A 24850-nucleotide genomic window follows, 5' to 3' on the forward strand; every position below is an offset into this window, starting at 1 on the left:
GTCCCTGAAGTGCAACCGCTTTCGCCTCCGCTTGGATGTAGCGCCTGCCGCTGGTGCGCCTCAGCCCCGCTCGGGGACCTGGACGTCGGCGGGCTGCTTGTCGGGGCGCCATCCTCGCCAGGCGGTATGGCGGAGGCGGTGTTCGCGCGGGGTGAACTGACGGTAGACGACTTCGCCGACGAGGTCCGGTTTTACCCAGTACGCGCCCTTGGCGCGGTCCCGCGGCACCTCGTCGGCAAACGGGCTCGTCTTGCGGGCCAGCGGGGCGAGCTTCTTCTTCGCGTCGAGGAGGGCCTGGTTGTTGAAGCCGGTGCCGACGTCGCCGATGTAGACCAGGTCGCCGGAGCCGGGGTCGTGGGCTCCGAGCAACAGGGCACCGATCATCCCGTCACGGCGGCCTTGCCCGGAACGCCACCCGCACACCACGACCTCGATGGTCTGGATCAAAGGGTGTTTGATCCACTCAGGAGACCGGCGCCCAGAGACGTACTTCGACTGGATCGCCTTCACTACCAGGCCTTCGAGGCCGCGGTCCTTCGCGACGTCGAGCAGATCAGCCGGGGACATGCCGGATGCCGAGAGGTCGGCGTGGCTGTAGGACGGGGTGATCGCGACGAGATTCTTGTCCGGCGGCTCAATCCCCTCCAGCACCGCCCGCCTCCGCTCGTACGGTTCGTCCAGCAGCCGGTTACCGCCGAGCAGCAGGACGTCGAAGACGAAGTACGCCACGGACACATCGTCACTGGTGGCGTAGCTCTGCAGCAGACCGAAGTCCGGACGGCCATGCTGGTCCAGCGCGACGATCTCGCCGTCGAGCACCGCCTGGCGACCCTCCAGCGCGTCGCCCATAGCGTCGCCGAGGATCGGGAATCTGCCGGTGAAGTCCTTGTCGTTGCGGCTGGTCAGCCTCGTCGTTCCGTCGGCGGCGACCCTCATTACCGCCCCGGTAGCCGTCCCACTTCCACTCGTAGGCGTACCGCGGATCGTCCGGAAGCTCCTCCCGCGCCTGGCTCGCGAGCATCGGCTCGATGAACGCCGGCACCCGCGACCGCTCACTCCTTGCGGCGTCCTGTGCCATGACGGCCTCCCGCGCAGCCGGGTATCTACGGACGCGCTCTCACGTCCGCAATTCACGCCAACCCGAATGGCGCAGTCTCGCCGGATTCCATCGTTACACATCCAGGTGACCACGGTTTTCGTCGCTAGCTGTGGACACGGCCTGTTACATGCGCCGCTTGACAGACGACATAGCCGGACGAGACCGGCTAGAAGGGACGGCGCCGAATGCGGAACGAACGGCATGTTCAGCTGCGCTGGGAAACCCGGGCCGTGGTCGTCGACGACCCGCGCGGCCCGGCGGAGACCATGACCTATCCCGGTATCACGGTCACCCGCCGCCAGCGCGGGCGCGTCGTCGACCAACTCTGGCTCCCGGTCGGAGAAGCCGAACCTACCATCGCCGACGACGAAGCCCTGATCGCCGTGTTGCGCGCCGCGTGGTGCTGGAGCATTTCAGCCGCGTGAACGAGCGCATTCACCGTCTACGCCTGGCTCCATGGTCCTCATCCGGGCCTTACGACGCCTACAGGGTCAGTTGCAAGGGGCCGCTGGTCTTGCGAGCCTCGGCGGTGAGGGCGACGAGCTCTTTGAGCCACCAGGTCTCCATCGGCAGCCCGTCGGTATGCGTGTCGCGGATCCAGGTCTGGAGGAACTTCAGGCGTGCTTCGGCGGTGCGGATGGTGGCGTATTCGGGGTGGGTGGCCAGTTCGGCGACCAGGTCGTCCCGCCGAGCCTGGAGCAGTTCCGCGCGTTCGGCCGCGAGCTCCCGGACCAGTTCGTCAGCGGCCCTGATGACCGAGGAGATTATCCACGGGCCGTTGTCCGGGTCCTTGCGCAGCTCGCCCAGCGCCGGGAGCTGCTCGGCGACGGACCGGCGTAGGCCGTAGCGGGCCCGCCGGAACTCCGGAGAGTCAGCGACCTGCCTGGCAAGCTCCATGATCTTCTCGTCCTCGGCGTCGTCGCTCACGCGGGGTTCAGGATCCCAGCGCGACGAGCGGGCCGGGGTCGTCAGCTCGTCCAGAGCGTCGTGCCAAGGCGCGGTCACCTCCCACACGTGCAAGACACCGGCGTGGGCGAAGCCGACCTCGATACGGCTGGTCCAGCCGACGATCCGGGCCAGCGCCTTACTCACCCGAGTCCGCTCCGCGCCGGCGTCGAGATCCTCCAGCGCGGTGTCCACGGCGTCCCGCGTCACCAGGACGCGGCTCAGGTAGAGCAAGGCGGCATCCACGGACGCGGCAACAGCCACGACCTGCTCCGCAGCCAGCGTCGCCGAGTCGATTTCGACAACACGATCGGGATCGAGGCGAGCCGGGACCACCCGCAAGCCCAGCTCCTGCGCTCCGCGGGTGATCTGCTCGACCTGGTCAGCAAGAGAATCGGTGGTAGCGGCACGCAGCTGAGCGAGCAGCTCGGTGAAATCGTTGTCCATGAGCGCAGATCCGAGCAGGCGCCACCGACAAATCCGGCCTGCTCGACGTGCCCGCCGAGCATGTTCACCCAAACGTGAAGACGTTCTTCCCGTCTCCGGCAGGTTTGCAGCCAAGGTCACACCGTGCCAGAATCATGTCGGCTCGTCAGCTGAGGCTAGGGGTTAGAGCGATCGGTTCGATTCCGACGTGGATCTTCCTCTGCCTTGTCTTCATCGGTCTCGTTCTTCTTCGGTTGGCAAGTTTGGCCCTAGGCAACACCACACCAAACGAACCGCGAGAGACGAAACGAGGAGGCACTATGAAAAATTCAATCCGCAAAACGAAGTCTGCAGTACTTGAGACGATGTGGGCGGTCGGCGGGAGCGTCCTGGCTGGCGTACCACTCCTAACCTGAGTTGACGAGCCGATAGGTAGCCAGGCAACGAAGGGCCTACGTGTCAACGTCGGCGCCCTGTCCGCCTAGAACTTCCATCCCTGCGCCTGCACGAACCCCACGAGGTTCATGCACGGGACACTGACCGCTTTACACACGTCGGGAATGCGCGGCTTGTTCAGGTTGCCGCTGAAGGTTTCATCGGTGACGACGACGCCGGTGCGCGCGAGCGCGAGGCCGATCACGAACGGGTCTGCGCCGTTGCGGCCGCCGCCTGTGCCCATCATCTTTGGATGCGTTTGCAGAATCTTCTTGGTTGCGATTTGGATGTCCTGGTTGAGAGGCAGGAAGAGGTCTCCCTGCGCGCGCGCCCAGGTGTTGGCGTCGTCGTCACGCTTTCCGAGCTCGTCGCGAACCACTTCCACCGCACGGATGGTTCCTTCGGCGACCAGCATCTCAATTCGCTGCCACAGCGTACTGAAGACCGACGGCGGCAGTTGATCACGGCGCCCATTGAGGATCGCGCTGGTATCGAAGGAGTACAAGGGCACCTGCTAGTTCGCCTCCCGGACAGCCGCGGCGTCGGCGAGCTTGTCGATCTGACCGGCCTTGGCGTTGAGGTACGTCGTGGCGGTATAGGTGTCGATCATGCGGCGACGGTGTGCGTCCGTCACCTGCCGGACGTAGCCTTTCCCCAGGTCACGGACTGTGTTGCGATACCAGTCCCCGCCACCCGCCGTACGGGCGAATGAATCCGCCTCATAGGCCTTCACGAACTCCGCGCGGCGCGCTTCGTAGAAGGCCTGAGTGACACGCCCGAGGGTGAGCAGCCGACGCAGGAACGCCTCGGCGCTCACCCCGAAGGGAGCGGCGGCATCGCGCAGCGCCACGTAGGTCCAGGTGTCCTGCTGTTCGGCGCGAGCCTGAACCTCTGGCCGTCGCAGCACCGCAGCGGCCGGCATGAGCATCGCCGCGGCGAGCGCGTTGCAGCGCGCCTCCAGCTGCCGCTCCGGCGTCGTCGCACGCAGGTCGGCGGTCACATCGCACAGGCCTTGTGTATGCAGGGCCAGGTGAGCGAACTCATGTAGGAGGGAAAACAGGCGACCGCGCGGACTGTCCGCACCATTGACCATGATCACCGGCAGCTTGTCGAAGTACAACGAGAAGGCACGCATTTCGGTCGTCGAAACGCGGCCACGTGACGTGGCAAGCACTAGCACCCCGGCCCGTTCGAGTCCTGCGCCCCAGGCATTGAGGTGGTCGTACACGGTCGACCGGGCGCTCAGGGCGATCGGTGCCAGACGCAAGAGCATCTCGCGGGCGCGCTCAGCCAGGCGCTCGTCGGGCCCTGCCGCGGTCAGGCGCCAGTCAGCTGGTGGGTCTTCGTCATCAAGCTCGTACAGTTCAAGCAGGTTGTCCCGCTGCTGGTGCGCCCGCCGGTACTCCGCATGCAGGTCTGGCGACCATTCCTCCGCTCCAGCTTCGGGCAACCGGCGGAAGTCGCGCAACGTGTCGAACGCAGCCGGGGGATCGGCCAGAAAGAATACTCCCAACGCCCGGTTATAAGCCGTCGCGGCCTTCTTGAGCTGCGCGATCGTAGGTTGCGCCTCGCCCGACTCCCACTGAGCGACCCGATCGTCCGGCACGCCGATCTTGCGCGCCGCGGCCACCTCGGTCAGCCCGATCGTGGTCCGAGCCCACCGCAGGACCGCGGGCTCAACGAGGGCTGGAATCGATGTCGGCACACCGTCAATCCTGAACCAACGCCACGCCCAACGCCAGTCGCGAAACCGGGCGGCAGCACCCGAACCCGAGTCCGCCGTTGACGGCGGGTGGACCAGCCACCTTCCACAGTCCGTTCCCTGGGGAACGTAGCGATCGGCGGCCCTCTGTACGACTACCAATCGTGAAGTGGATGAGTGGGTCGAAGACAGTGTGGGCACGACGACGATGGCGGGACCGTGACGGCACGTGGTGGTGGGCGATCGTCGTCATCGTCGTCCCGGTCGCACTGGTCGCGGCCGCGGCCGTGACCACGCTGCTGATGTTCATCGATCCGGGCAACGACGCGAAGAACAGGATCGAACTGATCAAGGTCGGTCTTACAGTCGGGGCCGGCACCGGCGGCGTGGTCGCTCTGGTGCTCACCGGGCGCCGGCAATGGTCCACCGAGCACGACAACGCTGAACGACGGCTCACTGAGCTGTACGTCAAGGCCGTCGAGCAGCTTGGCTCCGATAGATCCGCAGTCCGCCACGGCGGGCTCTACGCGCTCGAGCGCGTCGCCCAGGACAACCCGGATCACCGTCAGGTAGTGGTTGATGTGATCTGCGCCTACCTACGAGCCCCCTTCCAGCTCCCCAAGGCACCCCGGCCCCGGAACCGGCCCGGGATCCATCGCCCCCTGGCGCCCAGCAGAAATTCTCCCCGGGCCCGCATCGCAAGCAGGGAACAGCCTGAAACACCAACGGTGACCGAACTCGACGACGATGCCCGGCAGGAGCGAGAGGTCCGTCTAACGGCCCAGCGCATCCTCGGCACGCACCTGAGACCGGGAAGCGACTCGAAACATCCAGTGAAGGCCTTCTGGAAAGGCATCAACCTCGACCTCACCGCCGCCACACTCATCGACTTCGACCTTCGTGGCTGTCAGATCAACCAGGCTCGTTTCATTAAGGCAACCCTCAGCGGCGATGCTGAGTTCGGTAAGACGACTTTCATCGGTGATGCCCGGTTCGACGAGGCGACTTTCACTGGCGAAGCTCGTTTCGACGGGGTGACCTTCACTCGCGACGCTCGGTTCATCGAGGCGACTTTCACTGGCGACGCCGGGTTCAGCCTGGCGACTTTCAAAGGCATCGCATGGTTCGACCGGGCGATTTTCATCAGCGTCGCCTGGTTCGGCGGAGCGACTTTTACCAGCAATACTTGGTTCGACAGGGCGACTTTTACCGGCACCGCCTGGTTCGGCGGAGCGACCTTCACCGTCGAGGCTCTATTTGGCGAAGCGACCTTCACTGGCGACGCCGAGTTCGGCAGGGCGACCTTCACTGGCGACGCCGAGTTCGACGAGGCGACCTTCGATTCGGTGCCTTGCGCCCTCGGGGCACGTGTCCGCACGGACCCAGCCCCGCCCGAGCCTAATAGTTCATCGTGGCCGCTCGGATGGACCATGGAGATGCCGGAACTTCAACCGAGCGAGGCGGAGCAGGTGTGGGCCCGGCTGATTCCTGTACCGGTCGTCCTCGCCTCACCGGACGAAGCCGCGAAGACCCGAGTCGCAGGACGCAACGCCGCCAGATGACGAGCTACCGCGCCCGTCCGGCGTGGCGGGCGCGGGCTGCTTCGGCGGTGCGTTGGGCGGGGTCGGCCGACGGGTGGGCTTAGCGGGCGACGCTGCGGATGTCCTGGTGCCCGGCTTTGACCATGAAGTGGGTGCCGTCCTGGCCGTCGCCGGCACTGCGGGTCAGGCCGAAGTGCCGCAGGTCGTGCGGGAGTCAGCCGCCGGTGGCCTACTTTCAGCGCCTTGAGCGCGACGTCGTAGCCGTAGCAGCCGCGCCCGGTATCCAGGTCGAGATCGGCAGGGCGGACAGTGCCCGTCGCGGAGCCTTCGGCTGCGCGACGGTGAGGACAAGCGGGCCGCGGATACGGCTGCCGAGGAAGCGGGCGAGTTAGCCCGGGCGTCGAGGCCGCCGCGGTCCCAGGTGACGGTGTCCGGGGCGCTGCGTTTCCGGAGGACACCGGCGTGGGAGCTGCACAGGTCGAGGTCCCCCGACGTTGAGCGCGAGGATCTCTTCGGCGCGGGCGGTGGTCTCTTACAGCAGCGCCCACCGCACCCGGTCCCGCAACGGGTGGCGGGTGTCGCGCAGGAGCAGGTCGACCTCGGGCGCGCGGCCGGGTGCGCGGGAGCGATTTCGACTGCGGGTGCGGGCAGCCGATGATCCAGCCGCAGTCGCGGCAGTAGCCGGGTGAAGTGGCCATCGCGGCACGCTTAGCGTTGAACGTCGGCCGGCGCAGGCTCGCCCGACCGGCCCGGTGACCGCAGTCTGTAGCGCGGCGGCGCCCGGCTCAGTGTCGAACACGGCGACCGACGCAGGGGGTCGCCGACGACAGCCGCAGACGGCGGGCAGAGCGCGGCCCACGCGGCGACGCCCGAGGTGGAAACGCCCTCAGCGGCAGCCAAGAAGTAATCTCTAGAAACAACTTCTTGAATCATCTTCTTGGACGCCTATCATGGCTCTATGACTCAGTCGAAGCTTCCGCGACTCATCCCGACGGGCACCTGCTGGTGCGGCTGCGGAAAGGAAACCGCTATCGGCGCGTTCTTCACCCAAGGGCACGACAAGATCGCCGAGGCGGCGCTGATCGCCGCCGAGTTCAACGGCTCGGTACCTCAGTTGCTGCACGCCCAGGGCTACGGACCGGGCCGTTCGGTCATCCACCAAGCAGTTGAGGCCGGCGTATGGGAAGCCTGTCCCGAGCGGGGGTGCTGGTACAAGGGCACGACTCAAAGCGTGCGCACCCACCAGCGCAAATACCACGCCCCGAGTTCCGTCGAGTCCACGCAGGACACTGCGGCGAGATAGTTCGAGCGTCCACCATCTCTCAGCGAAGACCTGGTCCCGTCAAGATCACCATGCAGATAGGCAACCTCGTTCCCTGCGCCCGGACATAGCGGTGGGCCGCACACCCGAAGGTGTACGGCCCACCAGCCTCCGGCCCTAGCCGACACCGTCTCACCCGGAGGGCTCCTAAGAGAGGGCGTTGGACATCCAGCCTTCCGCTCACGAACCGTTGCCAGAAATGAGTGGTCCTCCGACTCGCGACTGCAACACTAGCAGGCTGCCTAGCCCTGAGCAAAGGTCCTAATGAACAGGGGCTAGACGTCATCTCTTGCTCCCCTGTACCGCCTGGACAGGAAATTAGGCTAGACTGGAGCCAGCAAGAAAGTACCGAGTCAACAGGTACTACGTTATAGCCGCCAACCTCCAACTGCGGCTGGACAGATTTTAAAACTTCGGCGGGTTTATTGCCAGAGAGGCGGCAAAGATGGCGACTCAGTCTGCTGTCCCCGAGTCCGAGCCGCTTTCCCAGCTGGAGATCGCGTTCCGGTTCTCACGCCAGGCCAAGCGCAACGCACCGGTCCGGTACGGGTTCATTCAGCGCGCGACGGCCTCCGAGCCGGCGCCGCCGGCAATCGCGGTGCTACGTGGTGCGACCGGTAGCCGAGCGGTCGCCGGAGGCGACATTCGGTTGCGACTGCTTCTGTCGTTGCTGTGGGCGGTGCATGACGACCCGACCCTGACCTATCCGTACCGGGCTTGGGCCGCTCTGCTCGGTTTGGAAGACCCTGAAGCCGCCGGCGCCCGTCGGATCCGCACTGCCCTGCGCTCCCTGGCTCGCCTCGATCTGCTGCAACTCGACAGCGCTCCAGGGCGTGACGCAGCCGTACATCTGCTTGAGGACACTCGCAGCGGCGATCGCTATGAGCTACCCGGCGCGGCGTACACCCGGCTGAAATCCAAGCCTGCCAAGGCCGCGCCGCACCGCTACATCCAGCTACCGGGTCAATTGTGGACCAACGGGTGGATCAAGGAGCTCACCAGCGGACCAGCCCTGGTGATGTTGCTGGTGCTGTGGCTGGAATCCGGCCGCGAGGTCAAGAGTTCGCAACCGCCCTGGGTGTGGCTGAGCCCCTCGATGGCCGAACAACGCTACGGCCTATCTGAAGACACCCGACTCAAAGGCGCCCGGGAGCTGGCCAAGCTGGGGTTGGTCAAGATCTCCACCCGGCACGTGCCTGGGGACGCCTTCGAGTTCCGCCGCGGTCGGCACTCTTATCAGATCCAGCGAACGAGGATCATGACTGTCCGCCCCGGTGATGCCGAACAGCATGCCTTCTTCCGAGGGGCGGCGCCTCCTTTGAAGCCGCTCTTCCCACAGAGCACCGACTAGTAGCCCAGCTTCGGGAGAGCCGCCTCCGAGGCCCGGGTCAGCAAGTCCCCCGCGACACTGCTCGACGTAGACGACCTGAAGGTGATACGCGCCGCGATAGGCGTCCCGGCAAGGTTCGATAGGGACATGATTTGCCCTCAGGCATCCGCGGCCTAGTGGTCCTCCGGATCGTCGGGTTACTTCCGGGCGCGGGCTGCGGTGACGATCCCTGTGGATGGCGCCCCGCGGGGTGGTGATGATCTCCGGCACTTTCTCGACGATGTCGCGCATGCTGCTTCACCTAACGTCCGAGGGTGAAGCCAGGCTCGATCCGATCGCCGGGAATGGCTTCGTCGCGCCCGGGACGGCCGTTCCGTCACGACCGCAAAGACCAGCAGCGGTCAGCGTAGATAGAACTCCGCGTTGGCGTGAAGAACCGTCCCCCTTGGTGCTCGGGTGCGGTGGCGATCTTCGTTCGCGCGTCTAAGGTCTTGCCCATGGCTACAGCGAACAAGGATCAGCAGGTCAAGCACGTTGTCGAGGGCGTGGCGCTCGGCGTGCTCGCGGCCGGGGTCGAGGCGTTGACCAGCACGAAGATGGCCTTGGAGCTGAGCTTCAACCAGGCGTGGCGACGCTGGCCCCCCGCGGCGGACTTCCCGAGCTTGCGCGGCCCGGACCCGGGCAACCTGTTCTGGGGAGGTCTTCATCGATCGGCGGGGCGTCAGTGGGCGTCTGCCGCATGGGAGAACGACCGCCGCTGGGTCCGGCCGTATCTGCGAGGCGGATGGTCGCTCGACGAACTCGATGACTGTCTAGAGGACTTCGCCGACGAACGCGCCACGGCGAATGACTGGCGCGAGTTCGGGCGCCTGTACCTGGAGCGGTTCGAGCCGGACGAGAAGATCCTCGCCTGAAGCTCCCTGTCGGCCTCCGGTGAACAGTCGAGGTCGCCGACTATTGTTCCCGCATGGGTTACACGGCACACGTCTTGCGCGTGATGATCGCCTCTCCTGGTGACGTCACGGAGGCCCGCGACGCGATCGAGAAGGCGATCTACGGCTGGAACACCGCCAACGCCCACCACAAGCACATCATCCTGCAGCCTTGGCGCTGGGAATCTGCGTCGGTTCCAGTCCTCGGCGGGCACCCCCAGGAGCTGATCAACGCCCAAGGCGTCGACGAGTCCGACATCGTGTTCGCCGTGTTCGGCAGCAGACTCGGGTCTCCTACCCCGGCCGCTGTCTCAGGAACCGCCGAGGAGATCCAGCGCGCCAACGACCAGGGAAAGCCGGTCCATCTCTACTTCTCGACGGCACCTCTGCCCAGCGACGTCGACACGACACAACTCGATGCGCTCCGGGCTTTCAAACGGGACCTTCAGGGCCGAGGGCTGCTGGGAGAGTTCGATAACCCCAGCGATCTGGCTCACCAGGTACGGCAGGCGATCGACCACGACATAGCGAAGCTCGCCGTGGAAGTGCCCACGAACGCGTCCAATACAGGCGTGGATTTCGACGTGCAACCCCAGCAAGAGCGCGAGTTCTCGGGTACGGACAAGCGAGGAAAGGCGAAATACACCACCCGCCGCTGGTTCGACATCACCAACAAGGGCTCCGTGGACGCCGAGGCGGTTCAGTACGAAGTGGTCGGCGAGAGCTCCAGCCTGCATCTCGCCGCCAGCGACTCGGCCACCGTCGTCCACAAGGGACAAACACGCAGGTTGCCCTACGCACTCACCATGGGTGGCGATGAGCCCGTTCTACGGATCACGTGGACCGAAGACGGCAAGCAGAAGAACAAAGACTTCCACGTGAGGTAGCTGTCGGGGCGATCAGCCCACGACATCTCGCCAGGCCCTCGCGTTGTCCGGCTAGGAGGGACGGCGGCTGGCGACGTTTCGATTGCGGGACCGCCTTCAGCCTGCCGGCGTGACCGCCGACAGGCTGAAGGGCGAGTCAAGCGAGCTGCACGTCGTCGGCTTCCTTATAGGCGGTACCTCCTCCGGCAACCTTTTCGAGGTGCGTCCCGCGTTCGTTGGTGCCAGCCATGGCGCTTACTGGTGAAGTATTTCTGTCTACCCGTTCGCGGGTGGTTGGACCGGTGTCCAGGGCCTTGGTTTCCAGGTCGGCACCGGGCACGTCCGCCCGGGAACTACGAACCGGGTTCGGTCTAGGCAACAGAATCTTCAGCTAGTTTCGAGGATCCACGCCATTCCGCACGCACCACACGCGTCAAAGCGCGAGAGCGCTCAGCCCCTACGCCCAAAGCTTTACGAATCGCTTCGGCCGGGATCGGCCGCTGGTGTAACTCCCGATGCTGAGCATCCATCAGCTTCGCCCGCTCAACCAAGCCGTCGTCAAGCCTGGCAATTTCCCTCCTCGGGACCGCCCGTTCCGGATCGGCGGTCCCCCGAGGCTCACCCTTGCTGCTCCAAAGCCGCGGCCAGTCGGTCGATCTGAGCGGCGGTCTCGATCTTTCGTCGCTCTTTCGCGGTCCTGTCTTCGCCGCCGATGGCCTCGATGCCGCTGCGGAGCTTCTGCTCCGAGCGGCGTTCCTGCAACTCGAAGTCGGCCGCGTCGCGCTTTTCGCTCGCTCTCAGCTGCAGGTCGTGCAGGTGGGCCGAGACGTCGAGCTGCCGTCGCACCCTGGCGTCGTATTCGGTGCTGCTGCTCAGCATCTTGCTTAGTACTGGCAGGCAGTCGAGTGAAATCAGCAGCAAAGCCACCAGGATGTGCCCCATGAGCACCGTGAAGTGCCGAGCGGAAAGCCGGGCGAGCGCGTCGAACTCGTCGAGCAGACCGCGCTCGGTCAGGTTGCTCGCCTTCTCGCGCACTTCCGCGTCGATCGCGGCGTTGACCGCGCGTTCGGTGCTGCTCGATGCATTGGCGAGTTTCCCGTTCAGGTCGATCACCTTCTGCTCGGCGGCCGCGAGGGCCTGGTGCGACGCGTCGATCTGGTTGTCCCGGCGGAACTCGTCGGCTTTTGCCCGGTCGCGGCGGCACTCACCACCTTCGCCCACCCGGCCCGTACGGCCGGGACCGGCCTTGCCCGCACATTCGTCCACGGCCAGCTGTTCGAGTTCGGCGAGCCTGCGGTCTGCGCCGGCCACTTTCGCCTTGAGGTCGTCGCGGTCGTTGGTCGCCCGATCGAGCTCGTCCTTGATCGCCTGTGGCCGTTCGGCGATCGTCACGAGGAAGCCGGCGCACGACTGGGCGAGGTCCGGCTCACCGGAAGGTGGGTTGCACCGCTTGAGCTGCGTCTGGTAGCCGTCGATCTCCGCCTTGCGATACTCGCTGATTTCGTTGCTGATCGACTGGTGGAACACCGTCAGCACGAGCGGCTCCGCGATCACGGAGCCCAGCAGCGCCGCCAGCAACAACCGGGGCAGGTAGGTGCCGAATAGCGACGTGCGCGTCGCGCCGTGCGTGCTGGAAATCAGCCAGCTGTCGACCGTGATGATGATCCACGCCCACAACAGATCAGCGAACACGAGCCACCAGTGCGGTCCTACCACACTGGACAGCGCCAGGTGCATCGACACCCCGGCGAGCACGCCGGTGTTGAAGACGATGAAACCCATGCGCGTGTACCGGGGCCGCTCTTCCGGCACCCAGTCAAGCACGTCCTCGTCGACACCGATTAGCCTGCGCATGAGCCTCGGCAAGCCGCGCTTGGGCAACACGGGCCGCAATGCGCCGACCGCGGTGTCGTTAGGTAGCGACGTGCGGACCGGGCGGTCGGCAAGGTCGGTCATGCCTCCACCCGCGTGGTGCGATCGTCGTCCTGCTCACCGTCGTCGCTTGCCGGTTCCGCTTCCGGCTGGGTGACCGCGGGAGCGGATTCGTCGGATTTGGATTCGATCGCGAGCATGTCGTTGGCGACCTCGTCCAGTTTCAGGTTCAGCATGTCCAGCTGGCCGTGCTTGGCGAACTCGCGCAGCACCTCCATCTTGGCGAGGATCTTCCGCTCTACAGCCTCGCGCTCGATCTGCTTTTCCTCGTATGCCCACGTGCCTACTTGGATGCGGGTGGCCTCGTCGGCTTCCCACTTTGCCCGCTGACGCGCGATCTCGGCGTCCCACTTCGCGCGGATGCGTTCCCGTTCGAACTCCTTGCTCGCCTCCATCTGCCGGAGTTCCGCTTCGTGCGTCAGCGCGCGCTGCTCGGTTTCCTTCCTCCGGTCTTCGCGTTCGGCAGCCCAGTGCCGGTTCTCGTGCTGCCGGTCGTACTGGATGCGGTTTCGCAGATCCTCGCGGTCCTGCTCGATTTCCTTTTCGCGGATCGCAGAAATCCTTTCCGCGAACTCCTTCGCGCCGACTTCACCCGCCGTGTGGGCCAGGGTCAGGGCCGCGAACGGGTCCGCGCCCACCGCTTCGGCGGTGCGACGCAGCTCTGTCCGGTGGTGTTCGCGCTGGTCGGCGTCCAGCCGCCGGGCGTGTTCGCTGGTTCGCTGCTCCCGGCGGTACTGCTGCTGCTCCTTCATGTCGTCGAGGTGTTCGGAGTTGACCAGTTCCTCGGTTTTCACGACGTAATCCCGATGCTTCGCGCGCAGCTGATCGTGGAACTCGATCACATCATCAGGAGTGCTCACTTCGACGCTGGCCAGGTTCGTTTTCATCCCCCTGAGGTCGGGCGGGGTCACCTCGGCGTAGGCGCGGACCTGCGCGCTAAGCTTGCGCCGGACGTCGTTCAGGTCGTCGACTCCGTAGTCGAGACCGATTTCGAAGATGCGCTGATGCCCCCGGAGGTAGCCGGCCAGCAGGCTTTCCGCGCTCTGCCCGCCGACGCGGACGACCTCGGCCGGGTCGTCCACGGTGCACAGGAACGTCACGCGCAGCGTAAAGAACGATGCGTCCCGCGACGGCAGTGGGAGCTCGACCGCGATCTTGGTGTCGACCGTGGTGTCGACGACGGACACGTGGGTCGCCTCGACGACGATGGGAGAGTCCGGCGGCAGGCAATAAGTGTCCACCGTGTATTGACCACGGGTCCGGTACACAAGGCAGTGACCCACAAGCGGCTCCGGGACTTCGTCGGCCCGGCGGGTCTGCCCCTTCCCGAAAAGTTTCTTGGGCGCCATGGGGGCGAGCACGCGCTCGGTGACGACCGGGTAGGAGACATCGTTCATGAAGCCCTTCCTTACTGCTTGTCGCCGGCGACCCGCGCCTGGAGCGCGTCGAGCACGGCATTGATCAGCGCTTTGATATCGGTGCCTTTTTGCTGTTCGGCGACGATCCGGAAATGGTCCTCCAACGGGCCGTGTTCGTCGGGTGGCAGATGGGCCCGCAACACCTCCCCGAGCGTCTTCGCGCGGGTGCTCGCGGTCTTCTCGTCACGGGCGAGGTCTTCGAGAAGCCCGTGCAACGCCTTCAGCGCCCGCCTCCGGACCGGGCGGACCATGAGCACACCGGCCAGCAGCCGACCGACCTCGGCCGTGTCTCCGGGGAACTCGGCGAGGTGCGTAAGCACGGACGAGTGCCGGGTCTTCACGTCTTTCGCCTCAACCACGGCGATCACCACCTGTGCAGTGATCAGGCGGATTTCGGGGCGCGCCCCGACGCGGAGAAACCGCTCCACCTTTTCGCCGAGGAAGGTCAGCACCAGGTTTGCGTTTTCGGACGAGCGCACGAGCGTGCTGAAGAACTCGCCGAATACATGCTCGATATCGCCGTCGACGGTATGCCACTGCACGCAGATCTGCCACAGCCGGCGGCGTGCGTCATGCGGGTACCGGACACCCAGCTGACCGATGAAGGCCATCGCCGCCACCCACCGATGGTTGGGTTCGCCACGCAGGATCCACTCGGTCGCGAGCTTCAACGCAGCCGGGGCAAGCGAGTCGTCACTCGCCATCAAGTACAGGAGGTAGACCGCGGCCCGCCGGCCCGCCGGCCCGCGGCTACCCCGCGCCCAGTGGAAGGCGATCGGCACGACCTCGCCGATCGCGACGACGGAGAGTTCAGCGAGACCGCCGGCGACGCACATCTCGTAAGCGGGCCGAACGACGATTTCGTCCAGCCAACTGCTCACCGCGTCCCAGAACGAGACGTCCATCCGCTTCCACAGCTGCGCCAGAACGTGCCGGTGGTATTCCGGCCTCGCGAAGACCGTTGCACCCTGGGTCCCGAGTTCGGTCGGGACCGTGCCGATCGCGATCAATTCGTTCTCGCGTAGCAGCTCTCGCAAGTTGTACCGCGGCGCTGTTTTGGGGGCGTCCTCCTCGTCCACGGGCTCGGGAAAGTACTTGTCCAACATCCGTTTGAGCCGCTGCAAGCCCGCCTCGTACGTGCGTTCGTCCACGCCAACGGTGAACGACAGCGCCGTGATTTCGATCATGCGTGACGGGTTTTCCATGTTTTCGTCGAACCACTTGCCGACGACCTCACGGATCCGCGTGTCGAGGTGGCTGAGCGCGTCGTCCAGCGACTTGCCCCCGGCGAGCTGCTTGCCGAGGCCGACCACGTCGCTCACCCGGTCGACCGAGTTGAGGGCGTCGGCGAGCTTGCCGGCGTCTTCCTCGGACCAATCCTCAGGTTCCCGCCAGTACGCGCGAAGCACTTTCCCGACCGCCGGCGACGACCACTCCATGTGCCCGAGCTGATTGGCGCCTTCCTTGGGCAGCCGCGTGACAACCAGGTAACTGGCGTGCTCGACCACCCGGTCTCGGACGAGGCGCCACTCGAAGTCGGATTCTTCGCCGGCGCGCTCCACGACACGGTCGATGGCGACGTAGCCGCAGCCTGGCTCGTATTCGTGCTCGGCCAGCTCTGCTACCGAGACCTGCGGCGAGAGCATGTACAGCTTTTGGGCCGTGACCTCACGCAACAGCGACAGCGCCGATGCACGCCTGCCGCTGCCCTCCGAACCGCACAGCACCAGCATCCGCTCGCGTACGAGCATGTCGACGCCGTCGTCGAATTCCTTCGGCCGCACGAACCTGCGGAGCGTCGCGATTTCCGACTCGCCGACGAGCCCTGTCAGTCGGGTCGTCCGGCCGCTTGTCCCGCTCAGGGCGCCGACCACGGCATTCGGGAAGGTACCGTTGATGAACGTCTGGTGGATGTCGTTCACCATGCTGCGGTCGTACAACGCCGCGGTGGGCGCCGCTTTCTTCGGTGCCGCCTCGTCGGCTTGCCCGGTCTGGTCGGCTTTTGTGTCTTCCACGGGCCCGTCGACGGGCGTCACCGTGGTCATCGCCCGCTCTGGTACACAGCACCGAAGACGTGCCCGTCTCCGTGGACACCGTCATGGACCGTGGTACTGAACGTCGCCGGCTCCGGTCGTGCCGGAGACTCCGGTTCACGCGCCGGAGTCTCCGGTGTGGGCGGCGGTACGTCGAGCGCGAGACCGTGGACGTTCTGACCGGGCAGGTACATCCACGCCGTGCCGGTGAACTTCTTGGTCTTGATCTCGACTTCGCGGTACTCCTGGCCGGACAATGACGTGTGCCCCTGCACGACGTATTCGTTGTACAGCGTGGGCGACAGCAGGACGACGAGGTCCGCTTCGGGACACGCGCGAAGGGCAGCGCGTGTGATGTCACTGTCGACCATCCTGGACACCGTGATCACGCCCGCTCCGGCGAACCCGCCGGCGGCCGGCCGGCAAAGCCCCTCGTGCAGCGCCAGCCGCATCCGCATGCGCATCGCGGGACGAGCGGTTTCGTTGTGTGCAGCAAGCGCCTCGGACAGCGCGCGGGGGAATTCGTCGATGACCGGAATCAGAGACTGGGCCCCAGGTAGCACCGCCAACTCGCCGTCGCCGCCCGACTGGATCATCCACAAGGAACGGTCCAAACCGGCCTTGCGCGCGGCCTCTTCGTAAATTCCGGTGAGGTTCCGCTGAAGTTCGGGTTGCTCGGTCTCGATGCGAGCGCTGTAATTCTCGAGGTCCGAACTGTGCAGACCGCGACGCTGGAAATCCTCGGTCACCGTGGCTCCTTCGCTGGATTGTGACTGTCTGCGAAAGATCCTGCTTCGGTGAAGGGCGGCCGTCTTCCGAAAAATCCGGGTTCTCGACGATCACTCCAATTCGGACGCCCTGCGCAAGGTGGCCAGGTCGGGGACGGACACACCCAGGTAGCGCGTCTGGATCAGCCCTTCCGCCCTCAATGTGCCCAGTGCCTTGTTTACCGAATCGGGTTTGGCGCCGATGAGCTTGCCCAGTTCCTCCTGGGACAGTTCGAAGTCGAGCTTCGCGCCACCGGATCCGGACCGGATGCCGTACGTCAGAGCGAGTTCGTGGATCAGGCGAGCGAGCCTGATCTGGACGTTGTACGCCGCGAAATCGAGCCGGCGCCGGTTGGCGAAATCCTGCCGTTCGGTCAGCAGCGCGCACAGCGCGAGGGATGCCTCAGCGTGCTCCTGCAGAAAGTCATCGAACCTTTCCCGTGTGATCGACTGGACGCGGATGTCGGAGCAAGCAGTCACGGTCGCACCGCGGGTGCCTTCGAAGCGGAATCCCGCTCCCTCGCCGACGACGTCACCGCGCATGCGGATCGCGAGCAGGACGCTGGCCCCGTCGGCCGAGGTGACACTGACCTTCACGCAGGCCGATCCCGTTGAGCCGGCCGCAGTCAGCAGGAAGATGTCGGACTCCCGTTCACCTTGCCGGATGAGCTGGTTTCCCAGGGGAATTCGCCGTGTCGTCCCCAATCTCAGGAGCTTCTCTCCCATCGCAGGACTCAGCCGGGAAAGGTAGGTGCCGCGCAGCCATCCATTGGTCACCCCCGGCCTCCCGTCGCGCCTCCTCGTTCGGTCCGCTTTGCACGGCACTCCCTAAGGGTCGATCCTGCGCGGAGGCTTGTTACGTTGTTAATGTCCAGATCATCGGGTGATTCGTGGTCCATGGTGTGGTGAAATTTTCTGACCTCGATGTGCACCTGGGCGCGGACTGGCGTACCGGCGTGCACGTGACCGGCGACTGCGCTAAGCGGATGAAGATCTCTGCAGGTCGTGTAGGGTTGCACAGCACCGGACCGGGTAATCCGCATTTTTACGGATTCCCCTGGAAGATGGCCACGACGTTAATCGGGTGGTGGTCACGGCACGATCGCGGCACCGGTTTCGTCGGTGATCAAGGCGATCTCGCCGGCGGCGGCGAAGTGCAGATAGCGGGTGCGGCCGTCCGCGTACCGGCGCACCGCGTCCTGTAGGTGCCGAAAACTGTGTCACATCATGCGACCCGCTGATATTCGTGGATCAGTCCACCGAGCCGATCACGCTGACGAACCCTGTGCGTACCGAAACCCACGCCCATTCAGGTCGGGCGGTCTGTCTGTACTCACGGAGGACTCCGCCGAGATGGACCCGTCGGCGTATTACAAGGCGTTCGATCCTGCGGGGTTCCACAAGTCTGCCGACGGCTCTGACCAGTAGGGTTATGCCGCCCGTTCGTACTCGTTGATCAGGCCTCCGAGAAGCCGCTGCCGCCTGATCCGCTGAGAGTTGAGGTCTGCCACGGGGTGGATCGGCTGTGGTGGACGAAGCTCGCGGGAACGGTGCGGCCGTCGACCGTTGTAATGCCGGACGTACTCGGCGAGCACGGCACGCAGATGCCGCTCGCCCAGAATCAACATCCGGTCGGTGAGCTCGGTTCTGGCCGTGAGCACAAACCGTTCCGCGTAGCAGCTCGCCCGCGGGCAACGCGGAGGAATCCTTACCGCCTCCATGCCGACGTCGGCCAGAACGGCGTCGAACGAGGACGCGAACTGGCCAGCCCGATCACGGATGAGAAACCTGAACTCGTCGATGCGATCATCGAGATCCATCACGAGGTTGCGGATCTGCTGCGTAGTCCACTCGCCGTCCGGATTCGTTGTCGTGCCCAGAATGTGCACGTAGCGGCTGCCGACCTCCAGCACGAAGAACACGTAGATTCTTCTGAAGGTGAGCGCACAGCCGATATGGAAGAAGTCGCACGCCAGCATCGTCGAGGCCTGCGTGCGCAGGAACTGCCGCCAGGTCGTGTCAGTGTCCCGGACCGGCACGGGAGGTACGCGTGCCCGCTTCAGGATCCGCCGGATCGTCGACGCGCCGACCCGGTGTCCAAGCTTGAGCAGCTCACCCTGGATCCTCTTGTAGCCCCAGCTGTGGTTCTTCCTGGCCATCCGTTCGATCAACCCAGCGATCGCGTCGTCGACCGGTGGACGTCCGACCCGGTGAGGATAGGTCCACTTCGCAGCTATCAGGCGCCGGTGCCAGCGCAGGACCGTGCCCGGGGTGACCAACCGGTGCAGCCGCAGCGCCTTGGGCAGCAGGCGGACCAACGCGGCGAACACAGCCCGGTCAGCCCAATCGAGGCGAGGTTTCGGGTTGCCTCTGCGCAGTACGGCCACCTCATGGCGCAGTACCAGCAACTCGACATTCTTCGACGCTGACGAGCGGCCGAGCAACACCACCAAACCCGCCAGCCGAAAGAAGATCAGATAGAGCAAACGCAACGACATGGCCGACGATCATTCCCTACCCGCCGAACGCGCCTGTCGCCGCAGGTCTGATGCATGAACCGACTTCTGGAACCCCACACCATCTGCTGACGCTGGCAGCGCAGCTCCACGTCCACCGTCGTGGCATCGGCATGCTTGACCACGTTCGCCATGGCCTCCTGGATGACACGGTAAGCGGCTGTCGCCACGTCCGGCTCGAGGTTCTCGTCGAGACGCTCGCTCCGGCGGCTTGAACCGGATGATCAGCCCGTTCCCGTCGCCGATCTGTCGAGCGAGTGCCCGCACCCCCTCGGCCAGCCCGACGTGTCGTAGCAGGACCGGGTGCAGCGTGCTAAGAATGCCACGCAGCACGCCGACCTCGTCGTTCAACTGACCCACCATCCCCTCAGCCTCTCGGCGACAGTCACCACCCCAGGCTCGTCCGCCAGGGCGGACAGGCGCCTCCCGGCCAGTGCCATGGTCTGGAGAACCTCATCGTGCAACTCGTCGGCGATTTTGGCGGTGTGAAACTCCTGATGGCGGATGACCACACGTGTCTTCGTCTGTGCGGACAGTGCCGACGGTTTCGAGCATCAGGACCTGGTAATGATGGCGTCGAGGGCGGCGAGGGTCCTAGGATTCGTCACGGTTAGGCGGTTTCGGTTGGGCCGTCGACGCTGCCGTCGGGCCTGAGGCCGTACTGGAGGAGGTTCATGGCGTCGGGCCTGGCATTCTGCCGAGCGAGGTCGAGAAGGCAGCGCGATGCTGCCCAGCTGCCGGTTCTGACGACGATCTCGCGAAGCGTGTCGACGTCGCGCCGCGCCGCCAGCAATCGCGCCAGTGGCTCGCAGGCCAGGGAACCCGGGCGACGGGAGTGATCGAGGAGGACGTCGAACTGTTCCTTGCTCCGGCCCAGGTTGTGCAGCAGGACTCCCAGCATGATGATGTCAAGTTCGTCTAGTTGGGTACGAAACGTGCGGTGCCTTAGGAGTTCGACGGCCTCGTCCGGGCGTCCTTGTTCGACGAGCCAGTCCGCGAGCAGGCTCGCGTTCAGGGCGCTGCCTTGCTGGCGCATGATGCTGAGGGCTTCGTTGGCCTTGTCTGTGTGGGTGAGCCAGTCCAGTAGCCGTTCCATGGCTTGGTCGTCACCTTCCTCCGCGCGGCAGCGCACAGTGTCGACGTCACCGCGGTCGATCAGCAGGTCCGCCAGCGACCAGGCGGCGTCATCGTTTCCGCGATCAGCCATCTGCCGCAGCTCATCTAACCGGCCGAGCTCCACCAGCACTCCGACGAGCTGCTCCTCGGCGTGTGTGTGGCCAGCCTCAGCCGTGTACGCACGTAGCCGGTTAACGGCTTCCTCGATGTGGCCTTGTTCAATGAGCCACTCGTGCAGGTGTCCGATGGCGTTGGTGTCGCCGTCGTCGGCGCGTCGCCGTAGCTCGTCGATCCTGTCCGCCGCTCGCAGCAGCGAGGGAACATATCCGGCGGCGATGAAGTCCCCGTCGTCGGCTCGCTTGATCAGCTCGTCTAGGTCGCCTCGTTCGGCCAATCGCCGATCGAGCTGCTGGGCTGCCCAGCTACCCGGAACAGTGCTGGCGACGGAGCGCAGGGCCTGCATCGCCTCGTCGTCGTAGCGACCTTCAGCATCGCACAGCTCCGTCAACCGCTGCGCTGCCCAATGTTCTTCCTGCTCGGCTCGCCGCAGCAGGATAGCTACGGCGTCCTCGGCGCGCTGCTGTTGGAGCAGCTCGTTGACCTCGTGCAGGGCAGCTGTCATCCCTTGTCGGTCGGCACGGCCACGGTGGACATCTAAGGCCATCTGGCTGCGGTCCTGTCGGAACATGTGGTCGGCCAGCTGCATGGTCGCGTACTGGTCGCCGGAATCTGCTCGGACACCGAGTTCGTCGACGCGGCCGTGCTCGACCAGCGCATATGCGCGACGCATGGCAGCCCACCGATCGCCAGCGTCGGCACGCTCGTAGAGTTCGCCGATCATGCCTCGCTGTACGAGAAGTTCCGCTAGGGCCATCCGTGCCGTGTCGTCACCGGTATCCGCGACCCGTCGTAGAAGCGGCATCGCGTATCGGTACAGCAGCCGGCTTTCTGCATTGTTCGCCAAGCGCTGCTGGTCGTCGAGATCGTGCGTGTCGTCGACCAACGCCTGCCAAAGTGCTGCAGGCGGAGCCACCTCGCACCGACTGACACGACTGTGCTGATCGAGGTAGTCGTGCGGCTCGTAACTGTCGGCGGGTCCGGGACCGGGCTCGCCCCGGCAGCCAACCAGTGCTGTGACGCCGTGTCGCGGGTCGTGAGTGAGATATTGGATGCCCTGAGCGATCCAGTTTTCGGGGGGATCAACTCGTGCGTCACCGTCCAGATACGCCGGGGCGGCGGCCCGTAATACGGCCGCCGGTATTGGTCGGTGCAGCCCCATGCGGCGTGCATCGAGGGCAGCGCTCAGCACTGCCCTGGCGTACCAGCCGTTTTGGCTGTGTGGTCGTTCGTAACGGTCGACCAACAGCGGTCCGCCTGTGAGAGTCTGGATGACCAGCCGTTTGCTTCCCGCGGCCGCGGCCGCAGAGACGAGTCTCCGGTCAGCGTCATGATCGTCGCGCAGCGCGGCGAGTTGGTGCTCGGTGAACTCTTCGGGTACCTCGACTGTCTTCACTTGGTGTAGCAGCAGCCTGCGGGCTTGGCTGTACAGGTCACGTAGTGGCTCTGAGGTGAACTCGTCCCATTGAGGCCGCCATAGCGTCCCCACGATCACCACCGGTCCCGGCACGTCTCCGTCCAGCAACCGTTGCAGCTCCGCCGCCGCCGCAGGGCCATCTGCTCCCGTCAGATGACCCTGCAGATCGTTCAACCACAGCACGGACCTCTGTAAACGCACATCGCCGGACTGGAGGGTGCGCAATAGCTGCGCGGCGTCTCGGGGATATCGGAGCGGCCAGTTCCTCAACAGATCATGGCGGCTGATTGCTTCGTACAGGGTACGGGTCTTACCGGTGGACGACCCGCCGAGAAGCACGATCATGACGCTGCGTTGAGGATCGGCCAGCAACTGGTCCACGTAGGCATCGTGGTCCCTGCGTAGATAGCCCGGCAGAGCCGACGACGTATCTCCTTCAGGTGCACCGACGTTCATCACCCGGTGGATAGCCAGATCGAACGGATCCCATGCCCCAATCGGTCGGGTAGTCGGCGATGTCTTCAAGCCCGGGTTCTCCATGGCAGTCGACCGTGAAGCCCGGGCGTCGAGCCAGCGCGACTCCCACCAGCCGAGATCGTCCAGCGGAGTGGAGAGGATCTTGGCCGGGCGCTGGACCCTAGCGTGTCGAAGGCAGGCGCGGACGAACGTTTCCACGGTCTTCCAGGTGGGCATGCCGGCTCGGTTGAACACATCACTGATCGTGGACTTGCTGATCGAGTGTTCCTCTAATTCGGCGTGTGTGACCAACTTGGCATACGACGGCTTGCCGGTAGCCGCATACAGCTCATCCAACGCATCATGCAGATCCGGTTCCCCGGTGGCCGCCGAAGCCAGTTGGCGGGGGCAACCGACACGCCCGGAGTCCGAGCTGCTCTTCTCGAGGCGGGGCATTTATCACCTACCTGGTCGGCGCGCCGACGATACCGACGACGGGCACGACCTTACTGGTAGATCACGTCGGTGACCGGATCGTCCGGTGTTCGGATTGCGTCCGGTCCGGACGACTCCTCGCATGAGCCGGCCCAGGATCGTGCCATGGCTCATTTCGATGTCTCGGCAGGCAAAGCATGCATGGTGGGCGTCGGCACCGTCGCCGCCGTTCAGATCCCCATGTTCATAGTCGCCGCCTGCTGTGTGATGCTCATGCTTGTCGCCGTCCTCGCGCTCATCGGCACCTTGGCCAGGAACAGGTGGCGGCGACATGCCGCATACCGCACGCTCAAACTGCTGCTGGACTTCCTTCACCGGCCAAGCCGATGACCACCTGGCGTCCAAGATGGTACCGAGCCGACAATTGAAGCCTGGCCTATGGCGGAATAAAGGCAATGTTGTGGGTCACCACGCACTACAAGTGGCTCGGCATCCATGTCGCCACGATTACGACCGGATCGCATCTGTTCCTACGCGGTGGGACTCGTCGCTAAAGTTATGTCGCGCTGTCATGATCAGACTCAGCGGTGCTATCGATTACAACTCGCGACGAGAGTTGTGGACGATGTCTCCGACAATCTTGAAGGCCGCACCATAGGGAAGTTCGAAAAACTCTCGATCAGCTCGAACCCGGTGATCGGCCAGAGCCTGATGAACAGCTCGTTCCACCTGCGGTGCGTTCTGAACCACCCATACAGCGCGGACGCCGTACGGTTCCAGTATGCCGGTGGTGCTGTTGATCTTCTTAACTCGCTGTTCAACAGTGCGCTCTGTGTAGCCGATCTTCAGCAACCGTGGACTTGATCGCGTGGACAGGATGTAGACGTAACCGGTCGCACTTCCACCGAAGTACCCATCTGGTCTTGGGTTCAGGAACCTTTGGATCGTGGAGAAGAATCCGGCTTCGATGAGTTGATGGCGTGCCGCTAACGCTTGCGGGGCATCCTGATCAAGCATCGCTCGACGAAGATTCCTCAGTTCTTTCGAGATATCTCGGCAGCGTTTCCGACCCGGACGTCCGAGTTGCGTCCACACGGTAAACCAGTCCCACTGGTCCTGTTTGCAGCTGCGCGTAAAGAGACCCTTAACTTCCGAAAGAGCGTTGGCCACCTGTGGATCCAGGTGTTCGGTGGGCTTGAACAGATCTGTCGAGTTGAGTAGCTCTAACACCGCCTTAGCCGCTTGGTGGCGTCGTTTTTGGCTCTCGGGCTTCACAGGTGCCATCCCGAATCCCCACTTCTGGTGTATCCGCATGCCGCGCATCCCTCCCGCTCGCCGTCACAACTCTATGCGAACCGTTTAAGGTAACGGTCGGTGAGGCGCCTATTCGTCGCGGGTTGGGCGTCGGGGCCGGAGCGGTACAACGGGCCGGGAGGATCTGTTCGCGAGCCTCGCGGAGCTGCTGGTTTTCCAGCGTGAGCACTTTGATCGTGCGGACCAGGGCTGGCACGTCCGCGCGAAGTTGCTTGAGTTCGGTGTTCTTGTTGGCGATCGTGTTCTTGAGTCGGGTGATGGTTGCGCGTGGCCGGTCTTCGACCTCGGAAGTGCCGGCGCGTTCACGGACGCGCGTGTAGAACTCGGTCTTGAGGTCGGTGTGTCGTGGGGTGAGCGCGTTGCGTGGGACGCCAGCCTCGTGGGCGAGGGCCATGATCGTCGGGGCGGCGCCGTTGGAGCTTTCCGCTCTGCCAGCCAGGATGCGGGATGCGATCGCGTCGTCAGGTGCGGGGCTCATCCGGTGATGTCCTCCAGCGTGGTCCGGATCTGGTCGTGGGTGTCGACACAACCGGATTGCGACGCAAGCCGGATCAAACGACAGAACCCGGCATCCGCGAGCCCGAGACGAGCCCGAGAGGTCCGAAACAGTCCGAAACAGTCCGACACCAGGCGACATGGCCCTGTCATGATTTCCGTGTAAGCCACGGATGACTTCTTCTTTGATTCTAGTGGAGTGGTAGTCGGTCGGGGAAGAGTGCGGCGAGTGTGTTG

20 protein-coding genes are annotated in these 24850 nt (G+C 64.8%); 7 read left to right on the forward strand and 13 right to left on the reverse strand.

Annotated elements, in window-relative coordinates:
- Nucleotides 1–60: 60 nt before the first annotated feature.
- Complete coding sequence (locus ACIHAO_RS19570) at nucleotides 61–936, reverse strand: DNA ligase (protein ID WP_396559694.1); 876 nt, start codon at nucleotides 934–936, stop codon at nucleotides 61–63.
- A gap of 348 nt (nucleotides 937–1284) precedes the next feature.
- Here ACIHAO_RS19570 and ACIHAO_RS19575 point away from each other — a divergent pair, with 348 nt between their 5' ends.
- Complete coding sequence (locus ACIHAO_RS19575) at nucleotides 1285–1524, forward strand: hypothetical protein (protein ID WP_396559696.1); 240 nt, start codon at nucleotides 1285–1287, stop codon at nucleotides 1522–1524.
- Between the two features lie 58 nt (nucleotides 1525–1582).
- Here the strand turns inward: ACIHAO_RS19575 and ACIHAO_RS19580 are convergent, their stop codons facing one another.
- The 3 genes from ACIHAO_RS19580 to ACIHAO_RS19590 form a co-directional block, all read right to left on the reverse strand.
- The gene (locus ACIHAO_RS19580; RefSeq protein WP_396559698.1) at nucleotides 1583–2491 is read right to left on the reverse strand and encodes a hypothetical protein; all 909 of its coding nucleotides are present in this window, start codon (nucleotides 2489–2491) and stop codon (nucleotides 1583–1585) included.
- A gap of 460 nt (nucleotides 2492–2951) precedes the next feature.
- Nucleotides 2952–3410: a DUF4411 family protein gene (locus ACIHAO_RS19585; RefSeq protein ID WP_396559700.1), complete on the reverse strand. Its 459-nt coding sequence runs from the start codon at nucleotides 3408–3410 to the stop codon at nucleotides 2952–2954.
- Nucleotides 3411–3419: 9 nt separating this feature from the next.
- Nucleotides 3420–4610 (reverse strand): XRE family transcriptional regulator, encoded by a 1191-nt coding sequence (locus ACIHAO_RS19590; protein ID WP_396559702.1) that lies wholly within the window; start codon nucleotides 4608–4610, stop codon nucleotides 3420–3422.
- Between the two features lie 170 nt (nucleotides 4611–4780).
- On the opposite strand from ACIHAO_RS19590, the gene ACIHAO_RS19595 reads away from it, so the two are divergent.
- The 5 genes from ACIHAO_RS19595 (at nucleotide 4781) to ACIHAO_RS19615 (ending at nucleotide 10618) form a co-directional block, all read left to right on the forward strand.
- Entirely contained in the window at nucleotides 4781–6169 is a 1389-nt protein-coding gene (locus ACIHAO_RS19595) for a pentapeptide repeat-containing protein (protein WP_396559704.1), read from the forward strand.
- 937 nt (nucleotides 6170–7106) lie between these two features.
- Nucleotides 7107–7451, forward strand: coding sequence for a hypothetical protein (locus ACIHAO_RS19600; protein ID WP_396559706.1), 345 nt, complete (start codon nucleotides 7107–7109; stop codon nucleotides 7449–7451).
- A gap of 463 nt (nucleotides 7452–7914) precedes the next feature.
- On the forward strand, nucleotides 7915–8820 hold the full coding sequence (locus ACIHAO_RS19605; protein ID WP_396559708.1) for a hypothetical protein: 906 nt from the start codon (nucleotides 7915–7917) through the stop codon (nucleotides 8818–8820).
- A 476-nt stretch (nucleotides 8821–9296) separates the two neighbouring features.
- A complete protein-coding gene (locus tag ACIHAO_RS19610) occupies nucleotides 9297–9713 on the forward strand; it encodes a hypothetical protein (RefSeq protein WP_396559710.1) in 417 nt (138 codons plus the stop codon).
- A 53-nt stretch (nucleotides 9714–9766) separates the two neighbouring features.
- A complete protein-coding gene (locus ACIHAO_RS19615; protein ID WP_396559712.1) occupies nucleotides 9767–10618 on the forward strand; it encodes a DUF4062 domain-containing protein in 852 nt (283 codons plus the stop codon).
- 597 nt (nucleotides 10619–11215) lie between these two features.
- Here ACIHAO_RS19615 and ACIHAO_RS19620 read toward each other — a convergent pair.
- The 7 genes from ACIHAO_RS19620 to ACIHAO_RS19650 all read right to left on the reverse strand — a co-directional run bounded on the left by ACIHAO_RS19620 (nucleotide 11216) and on the right by ACIHAO_RS19650 (nucleotide 22726).
- Nucleotides 11216–12553 carry a DUF4407 domain-containing protein gene (locus tag ACIHAO_RS19620; RefSeq protein ID WP_396559714.1) on the reverse strand — a complete coding sequence of 446 codons (1338 nt, stop codon included), beginning with the start codon at nucleotides 12551–12553 and terminating at the stop codon, nucleotides 11216–11218.
- Nucleotides 12550–13926 (reverse strand): hypothetical protein, encoded by a 1377-nt coding sequence (locus ACIHAO_RS19625; RefSeq protein ID WP_396559716.1) that lies wholly within the window; start codon nucleotides 13924–13926, stop codon nucleotides 12550–12552. Before ACIHAO_RS19625 ends, ACIHAO_RS19620 begins: the two co-directional genes overlap by 4 nt.
- Before the next feature lie 11 nt (nucleotides 13927–13937).
- Nucleotides 13938–15992, reverse strand: coding sequence for a hypothetical protein (locus ACIHAO_RS19630; protein ID WP_396559718.1), 2055 nt, complete (start codon nucleotides 15990–15992; stop codon nucleotides 13938–13940).
- The gene (locus tag ACIHAO_RS19635; RefSeq protein ID WP_396559720.1) at nucleotides 15989–16729 is read right to left on the reverse strand and encodes a hypothetical protein; all 741 of its coding nucleotides are present in this window, start codon (nucleotides 16727–16729) and stop codon (nucleotides 15989–15991) included. The genes ACIHAO_RS19630 and ACIHAO_RS19635 overlap by 4 nt, the downstream gene beginning before the upstream one ends.
- A gap of 90 nt (nucleotides 16730–16819) precedes the next feature.
- Entirely contained in the window at nucleotides 16820–17473 is a 654-nt protein-coding gene (locus tag ACIHAO_RS19640) for a Crp/Fnr family transcriptional regulator (RefSeq protein ID WP_396559743.1), read from the reverse strand.
- Between the two features lie 704 nt (nucleotides 17474–18177).
- The gene (locus tag ACIHAO_RS19645; protein WP_396559722.1) at nucleotides 18178–19245 is read right to left on the reverse strand and encodes an integrase core domain-containing protein; all 1068 of its coding nucleotides are present in this window, start codon (nucleotides 19243–19245) and stop codon (nucleotides 18178–18180) included.
- Between the two features lie 628 nt (nucleotides 19246–19873).
- The gene (locus tag ACIHAO_RS19650) at nucleotides 19874–22726 is read right to left on the reverse strand and encodes a hypothetical protein (RefSeq protein WP_396559724.1); all 2853 of its coding nucleotides are present in this window, start codon (nucleotides 22724–22726) and stop codon (nucleotides 19874–19876) included.
- 243 nt (nucleotides 22727–22969) lie between these two features.
- Here ACIHAO_RS19650 and ACIHAO_RS19655 point away from each other — a divergent pair, with 243 nt between their 5' ends.
- The gene (locus ACIHAO_RS19655; RefSeq protein WP_396559726.1) at nucleotides 22970–23194 is read left to right on the forward strand and encodes a hypothetical protein; all 225 of its coding nucleotides are present in this window, start codon (nucleotides 22970–22972) and stop codon (nucleotides 23192–23194) included.
- A 207-nt stretch (nucleotides 23195–23401) separates the two neighbouring features.
- Here ACIHAO_RS19655 and ACIHAO_RS19660 read toward each other — a convergent pair whose 3' ends face one another.
- Together ACIHAO_RS19660 and ACIHAO_RS19665 are read right to left on the reverse strand one after the other, a co-directional pair.
- The gene (locus tag ACIHAO_RS19660; RefSeq protein ID WP_396559728.1) at nucleotides 23402–24088 is read right to left on the reverse strand and encodes a GIY-YIG nuclease family protein; all 687 of its coding nucleotides are present in this window, start codon (nucleotides 24086–24088) and stop codon (nucleotides 23402–23404) included.
- Nucleotides 24039–24596, reverse strand: coding sequence for a hypothetical protein (locus tag ACIHAO_RS19665; protein ID WP_396559730.1), 558 nt, complete (start codon nucleotides 24594–24596; stop codon nucleotides 24039–24041). Before ACIHAO_RS19665 ends, ACIHAO_RS19660 begins: the two co-directional genes overlap by 50 nt.
- Between the last annotated feature and the right edge of the window lie 254 nt (nucleotides 24597–24850).

Origin of the sequence: Amycolatopsis sp. NPDC052450 (genome assembly GCF_044547565.1) — a bacterium.
Classification (GTDB): domain Bacteria; phylum Actinomycetota; class Actinomycetes; order Mycobacteriales; family Pseudonocardiaceae; genus Amycolatopsis.

Bases quoted from the DNA above. Each gene is read 5' to 3' on its own strand.
- ACIHAO_RS19640 (WP_396559743.1), bottom strand. From the start codon at position 17,473: ATGGGAGAGAAGCTCCTGAGATTGGGGACGACACGGCGAATTCCCCTG.
- ACIHAO_RS19620 (WP_396559714.1), bottom strand. From the start codon at position 12,553: ATGACCGACCTTGCCGACCGCCCGGTCCGCACGTCGCTACCTAACGAC.
- ACIHAO_RS19615 (WP_396559712.1), top strand. From the start codon at position 9,767: ATGGGTTACACGGCACACGTCTTGCGCGTGATGATCGCCTCTCCTGGT.
- ACIHAO_RS19575 (WP_396559696.1), top strand. From the start codon at position 1,285: ATGCGGAACGAACGGCATGTTCAGCTGCGCTGGGAAACCCGGGCCGTG.
- ACIHAO_RS19660 (WP_396559728.1), bottom strand. From the start codon at position 24,088: ATGGCACCTGTGAAGCCCGAGAGCCAAAAACGACGCCACCAAGCGGCT.
- ACIHAO_RS19595 (WP_396559704.1), top strand. From the start codon at position 4,781: ATGAGTGGGTCGAAGACAGTGTGGGCACGACGACGATGGCGGGACCGT.
- ACIHAO_RS19570 (WP_396559694.1), bottom strand. From the start codon at position 936: ATGAGGGTCGCCGCCGACGGAACGACGAGGCTGACCAGCCGCAACGAC.
- ACIHAO_RS19605 (WP_396559708.1), top strand. From the start codon at position 7,915: ATGGCGACTCAGTCTGCTGTCCCCGAGTCCGAGCCGCTTTCCCAGCTG.
- ACIHAO_RS19665 (WP_396559730.1), bottom strand. From the start codon at position 24,596: ATGAGCCCCGCACCTGACGACGCGATCGCATCCCGCATCCTGGCTGGC.
- ACIHAO_RS19625 (WP_396559716.1), bottom strand. From the start codon at position 13,926: ATGAACGATGTCTCCTACCCGGTCGTCACCGAGCGCGTGCTCGCCCCC.
- ACIHAO_RS19580 (WP_396559698.1), bottom strand. From the start codon at position 2,491: ATGGACAACGATTTCACCGAGCTGCTCGCTCAGCTGCGTGCCGCTACC.
- ACIHAO_RS19600 (WP_396559706.1), top strand. From the start codon at position 7,107: ATGACTCAGTCGAAGCTTCCGCGACTCATCCCGACGGGCACCTGCTGG.
- ACIHAO_RS19630 (WP_396559718.1), bottom strand. From the start codon at position 15,992: ATGACCACGGTGACGCCCGTCGACGGGCCCGTGGAAGACACAAAAGCC.
- ACIHAO_RS19645 (WP_396559722.1), bottom strand. From the start codon at position 19,245: ATGTCGTTGCGTTTGCTCTATCTGATCTTCTTTCGGCTGGCGGGTTTG.
- ACIHAO_RS19610 (WP_396559710.1), top strand. From the start codon at position 9,297: ATGGCTACAGCGAACAAGGATCAGCAGGTCAAGCACGTTGTCGAGGGC.
- ACIHAO_RS19655 (WP_396559726.1), top strand. From the start codon at position 22,970: ATGGCTCATTTCGATGTCTCGGCAGGCAAAGCATGCATGGTGGGCGTC.